Origin of the sequence: Mycobacterium sp. (genome assembly GCF_019243155.1) — a bacterium.
GTDB lineage: Bacteria > Actinomycetota > Actinomycetes > Mycobacteriales > Mycobacteriaceae > Mycobacterium.
This window is the reverse complement of sequence record NZ_JAFAUS010000170.1, coordinates 1-5368: the sequence shown is the minus strand read 5'-3', so window position 1 is coordinate 5368 and position 5368 is coordinate 1. Positions and strand designations below refer to the sequence as shown.

Here is a 5368-nt window from a genome sequence, read left to right as displayed (position 1 = left end):
GCCACCGACGCTGCGCTCTCTGAAACCGTCGAGGCGCTCGCGGATCTGGACGTCGTGCAGGGCGTGACGAGCGTGCTGCGTCTGGAAGGTTCAAGCCTGTGAGCGCCCCACGGACGGCCGTCCACAAGCCATGGCCGGGACTGATCGCGGCGTACCGCGACCGGCTACCGGTGGGGGATGACTGGACCCCGGTCACCCTGCTCGAGGGCGGTACCCCACTGATCGCGGCGACCCAGATCTCGGAAAGGACCGGCTGCACAGTCCATCTCAAGGTCGAGGGTCTCAACCCCACCGGCTCCTTCAAGGACCGGGGCATGACGATGGCGGTCACCGACGCGCTGGCCCGTGGCCAGCAGGCGGTGCTGTGCGCGTCGACCGGAAACACCTCGGCCTCGGCGGCGGCGTATGCCGCGCGTGCCGGCATCACCTGCGCGGTGCTGATACCCCAGGGCAAGATCGCGATGGGCAAGCTGGCCCAGGCGGTCATGCACGGCGCCAAGATCATTCAGATCGACGGCAACTTCGACGACTGCCTGGAACTGGCCCGCAAGATGGCGACCGACTTCCCGACGATCGCGTTGGTCAACTCCGTCAACCCGGTGCGCATCGAAGGCCAGAAGACGGCCGCGTTCGAGATCGTCGACGCCCTGGGCGTCGCACCCGACGTGCACTCGCTGCCCGTCGGCAACGCGGGAAACATCACCGCGTACTGGAAGGGCTACACCGAGTACCACCACGAAGGCGTCATCGAGAAGCTGCCACGCATGCTCGGCACGCAAGCGGCAGGCGCCGCTCCGCTGGTGCACGGCAAGCCGGTCAGCCATCCCGAGACGATCGCCACCGCAATCCGCATCGGCGCACCGGCATCGTGGACCGCCGCCGTCGCGGCGCAGCAGCAATCCGACGGACGCTTTCTGGCAGCCACCGACGAGGAAATCCTCGCCGCATATCACTTGGTGGCCGAGACCGAGGGTGTTTTCGTCGAGCCGGCGTCCGCGGCCAGCATTGCCGGGTTGCTCAAGGCCGTTGACGACGGTTGGGTGGCCCGTGGGTCGACTGTGGTGTGCACGGTGACCGGCAACGGGCTCAAGGATCCCGACACCGCGCTGAAGGAATTGCCGCCCGTGGACGCGTTGCCCGTCGATCCGGTGCTGGTTGTCGAAAAGTTGGGGCTGGCCTAGTGGCAGGCCGAGCGAAAGGCTGTTGGTGACCCAGATGCTGCCTGCCGGGCTGGTAGCGAGCGCCGTGGTCTCGGCCTCCAGCGCCAACCTCGGTCCCGGCTTTGACAGCATCGGCCTGGCATTGAGCCTCTACGACGAGATCACTGTCGAGACAACGGAATCCGGCTTGGTCGTGGTGGTCGACGGAGAGAGCGCCGATCAGGTGCCGCTGGGCCCCGAGCATCTGGTGGTGCGCGCCGTCGAGCGCGGGCTGCGTGCCGTCGGAGTCCGCGCGTCAGGCTTGGTAGTGCGCTGCCGCAATGTCATCCCGCATTCCCGCGGCCTCGGCTCATCTGCGGCTGCGGTGGTGGGCGGTCTGGCTGCTGCCAATGGCCTTGTCGCACACACGGACTGGAAGCCACTGACCGACACTCAACTGATTCAGCTGTCCTCGGAATTCGAAGGTCATCCCGACAACGCTGCCGCCGCCGTCCTGGGTGGTGCGGTGGTTTCGTGGATTGACCGAGCCGGCGTTCAACCCGAGTATGCGGCGGTGCCGCTGCGGCTTCATCCCGACATCCGCTTGCACTGCGCGATTCCCGAGGTGCGTTCGTTGACGGCGGAAACCCGAGTGCTGCTGCCGAATCAGGTCAGTCACGAAGACGCGCGATTCAACGTCAGCCGGGCGGCGTTGCTGGTGGTAGCGCTGACCGAACGCCCGGACCTGCTCATGGCCGCTACCGAAGATCTACTGCATCAGCCGCAGCGGGCCGCGGCAATGCCCGCGTCGGCGGAATATTTGCAGCTGTTGCGGCGTCATAACGTGTCAGCGGCACTTTCGGGAGCTGGTCCTTCGCTGATTGCAATGAGCACAGAGTCGGAGTTGCCCGCGGAAGTGTTGGAGTACGGGGCCGCAAACGGATTTACCATGACCGCGATGACCGCCGGCGAAGGAGTTCGCTGGAGCCCGGAAGTCGCAGTACCCGGCTAATCCACAGCGTGGCCGGAGGGTTTGCTTGCTTCCGACAGGGATGCGGGCTATCCTCGGAGCCGTCCAGCAATTGCAGCATCTGCATCTGCATAAATACTGCCTTGCCGCTAGGACAACACCAATTCTTCTCGTGAACGAGGTTCGCCGCATACTCCGCCCTTCCAGGCGATCACCGTTGCAGAGTCGATGATTGGGCGCACTCAGCAATTTGCCTGAATGCAACGAACCCCCGTATGACCTGATCAGCGGGGAGAGAAAGGAAATCCGTGACCGATACGGACCTGTTCACGGCTGACGAAAACACCGATGGCAATCAGCTGTCGAATGCCGTGACCACTGACAAACCAGACGTGAAAACCAATGTTTCCGCCGGCGCACTGTCCACCATGGTGCTGCCCGAGCTGCGCGCCCTGGCTAATCAAGCTGGCGTCAAGGGAACGTCGGGGATGCGTAAGAACGAACTGATCGCCGCGATCAAGGAAATTACCGGGCAGGCCAACGGCTCTCCCGCTAATGGCACCAAGTCCGCCGAAGACAGCGGCAAGTCCGACGCCCCTAAGTCGGACGCTAATAAGACTGACGCCAATAAGACTGACGACATCAAGTCCGACACCGCCAACGCCGATGCGCCGGATGCCCAAGGCGACCAGAACGGTTCGGCGACTGCGCCACCGCGTCGCGAACGACGGGGCGCGTCCCGCGATCCGGGATCCGCCGCGCGCGGCGATGACGCCAACCGTGAAGGTTCGGGCAACCGCGAGGACGGCGGCAACGAGACCGACACCCGCCAGCGTGGCCAACAGAACGCCAAGACCGACGAGCGCCGGCAGGACGCCGACAGCGATCAGAGCGGTGACCAACAGGGTTCGGGTGGCCAGCAGAACCGCGGCGGCTCGAATCAGCAAGACGACGATGGCGAAGGCCGTCAGGGTCGGCGTGGACGCCGCTTCCGCGACCGTCGGCGCCGGGGCGAACGTTCCGGTGAGGGCGGCGAAGCCGAACTGCGCGAGGATGACGTCGTCCAGCCGGTGGCCGGAATCCTTGACGTTCTCGACAATTACGCCTTCGTCCGGACCTCCGGCTACCTGGCCGGCCCGCACGACGTCTACGTGTCGATGAACATGGTGCGGAAGAACGGCCTTCGCCGCGGCGACGCGGTGACCGGTGCGGTTCGGGTGCCCAAGGAGGGCGAGCAGCCCAACCAGCGGCAGAAGTTCAACCCGCTGGTGCGCCTGGACAGCGTCAATGGCGGTTCCGTCGAAGACGCCAAAAAGCGGCCCGATTTCTCCAAGCTGACGCCGTTGTACCCGAACCAGCGGCTCCGTCTGGAAACCACCAGCGAACGGCTGACCACGCGGGTCATCGACCTGATCATGCCGATCGGTAAGGGCCAGCGCGCCCTGATCGTGTCACCGCCCAAGGCCGGTAAGACGACGATTTTGCAGGACATCGCGAACGCGATCACCAAGAACAACCCGGAGTGCCACCTGATGGTCGTGCTTGTCGACGAGCGGCCGGAAGAGGTCACCGACATGACGCGCTCGGTCAAGGGCGAGGTCATCGCCTCGACGTTCGACCGGCCGCCGACCGACCACACGGCGGTCGCCGAGCTCGCGATCGAGCGCGCCAAGCGCCTGGTTGAACAGGGCAAGGACGTTGTGGTGCTGCTGGACTCGATCACTCGGTTGGGCCGCGCGTACAACAACGCGTCGCCGGCATCGGGCCGCATCCTGTCCGGTGGTGTCGACTCCACCGCGCTGTATCCCCCCAAGCGCTTCCTGGGTGCCGCGCGCAACATCGAGGAAGGCGGCTCCCTGACCATCATCGCCACGGCGATGGTCGAGACCGGATCCACCGGTGACACAGTCATTTTCGAGGAGTTCAAGGGGACCGGTAACGCCGAGCTCAAGCTCGACCGCAAGATCTCCGAGCGGCGTGTGTTCCCGGCCGTCGACGTCAACCCCTCGGGTACTCGTAAAGACGAATTACTCTTGTCCCCAGACGAATTCGGCATCGTGCACAAGCTGCGCCGTGTGTTGTCGGGGCTGGATTCCCACCAGGCCATCGACCTGTTGATGTCGCAGCTGCGCAAGACGAAGAACAACTACGAGTTCCTGGTGCAGGTGTCCAAGACGACACCTGGATCCATGGACAACGACTAGGTGAGCACTCCTCGCGAGGCGGGCCGTGGCGGAGACGCTGCAACAACTGCTTCGTGAGCGCTTGGATCAAGACACGCCGGCGCTGAAATTCGGTGACAGGACGTGGACGTGGCGTGAGCATCTCGCCGATGCGAGCGCTACCGCCGCCGCCCTGATCGACCTCGCCGATCCAGACCGCCCGCTGCACGTGGGCGCGCTGCTGGGCAACACGCCCGAGATGCTGACTGCTATGGCCTCGGCCGCGCTAGGTGGATATGTGTTGTGCGGCATCAACGACACCCGTCGCGGTGCCGCGCTGGCCAGAGACATCCTGCAGGCCGACTGCCAGATTCTGCTGACCGATCCCGCGCACAAAGCGTTGCTCGACGATCTGGAACTGCCCGCGGTGCGAGTGATCGACGTGACCGATGGATCGTGGGAAGCGTTGCGGGGCAGTGTCACAACGCTGATACCTCATCGCGAGGTCGCGCCGGCCGACACGTTCATGATGATCTTCACCTCGGGTACCAGCGGAGAGCCGAAAGCGGTACAGGTCACCCATCTGACGGTGCTGTTCGCCGGAACCACGCTCATCGCCCGGTTCGAGGTCGAAGCAGGCGATGTCTGTTATCTGTCGATGCCGCTGTTTCACTCCAACGCACTGCTGGCCGGATGGAGCGTAGGCGTCGGCGCCGGCGCCGCCATGGTGCCCGCCACCTTCTCGGCATCCCGACTGCTTCCCGACTTGCGAAGGTACGGCGCCACTTTCATGAACTACGTCGGCAAGCCTCTGGCCTACGTGCTGGCCACGCCCGAGCAGGCCGACGATCACGACAACCCGCTGCGGGTTGCGTTCGGCAACGAGGCCAGCGATCGCGACATCGCGGAGTTCAGTAGGCGTTTCGACTGCACGGTGTGGGACGGGTTCGGATCGACCGAGGGCGCGATCATCATCACCCGGGAGGATGGCTGCCCACCCGGGTCACTGGGTCGGGGCTTTCCCGGCGTCAGCGTCTACAACGCCGACACCGTGGCCGAATGCCCGCCAGCGATCTTCGACGACGACGGCGCCCTCA

Annotated in this window: 5 protein-coding genes; all 5 read left to right on the top strand. The window is 64.9% G+C overall.

Features of this window, described 5'->3' with window-relative positions; genetic code table 11:
- A partial coding sequence (locus JOZ00_RS08270; protein ID WP_293342296.1) for a hypothetical protein occupies window positions 1–102 on the top strand: 102 nt, incomplete at its 5' end.
- On the top strand, window positions 99–1181 hold the full coding sequence (thrC, locus tag JOZ00_RS08265) for a threonine synthase (RefSeq protein WP_293342294.1): 1083 nt from the start codon (window positions 99–101) through the stop codon (window positions 1179–1181). The genes JOZ00_RS08270 and thrC, both read left to right, overlap by 4 nt.
- A 22-nt stretch (window positions 1182–1203) precedes the next feature.
- A complete protein-coding gene (gene thrB / locus JOZ00_RS08260) occupies window positions 1204–2151 on the top strand; it encodes a homoserine kinase (protein WP_293342291.1) in 948 nt (315 codons plus the stop codon).
- Window positions 2152–2417: 266 nt separating this feature from the next.
- Entirely contained in the window at window positions 2418–4313 is a 1896-nt protein-coding gene (gene rho, locus JOZ00_RS08255; RefSeq protein ID WP_293342288.1) for a transcription termination factor Rho, read from the top strand.
- A gap of 25 nt (window positions 4314–4338) precedes the next feature.
- Window positions 4339–5368: AMP-binding protein (locus tag JOZ00_RS08250; RefSeq protein WP_293342285.1), on the top strand; the 1030-nt coding region annotated here is incomplete at its 3' end.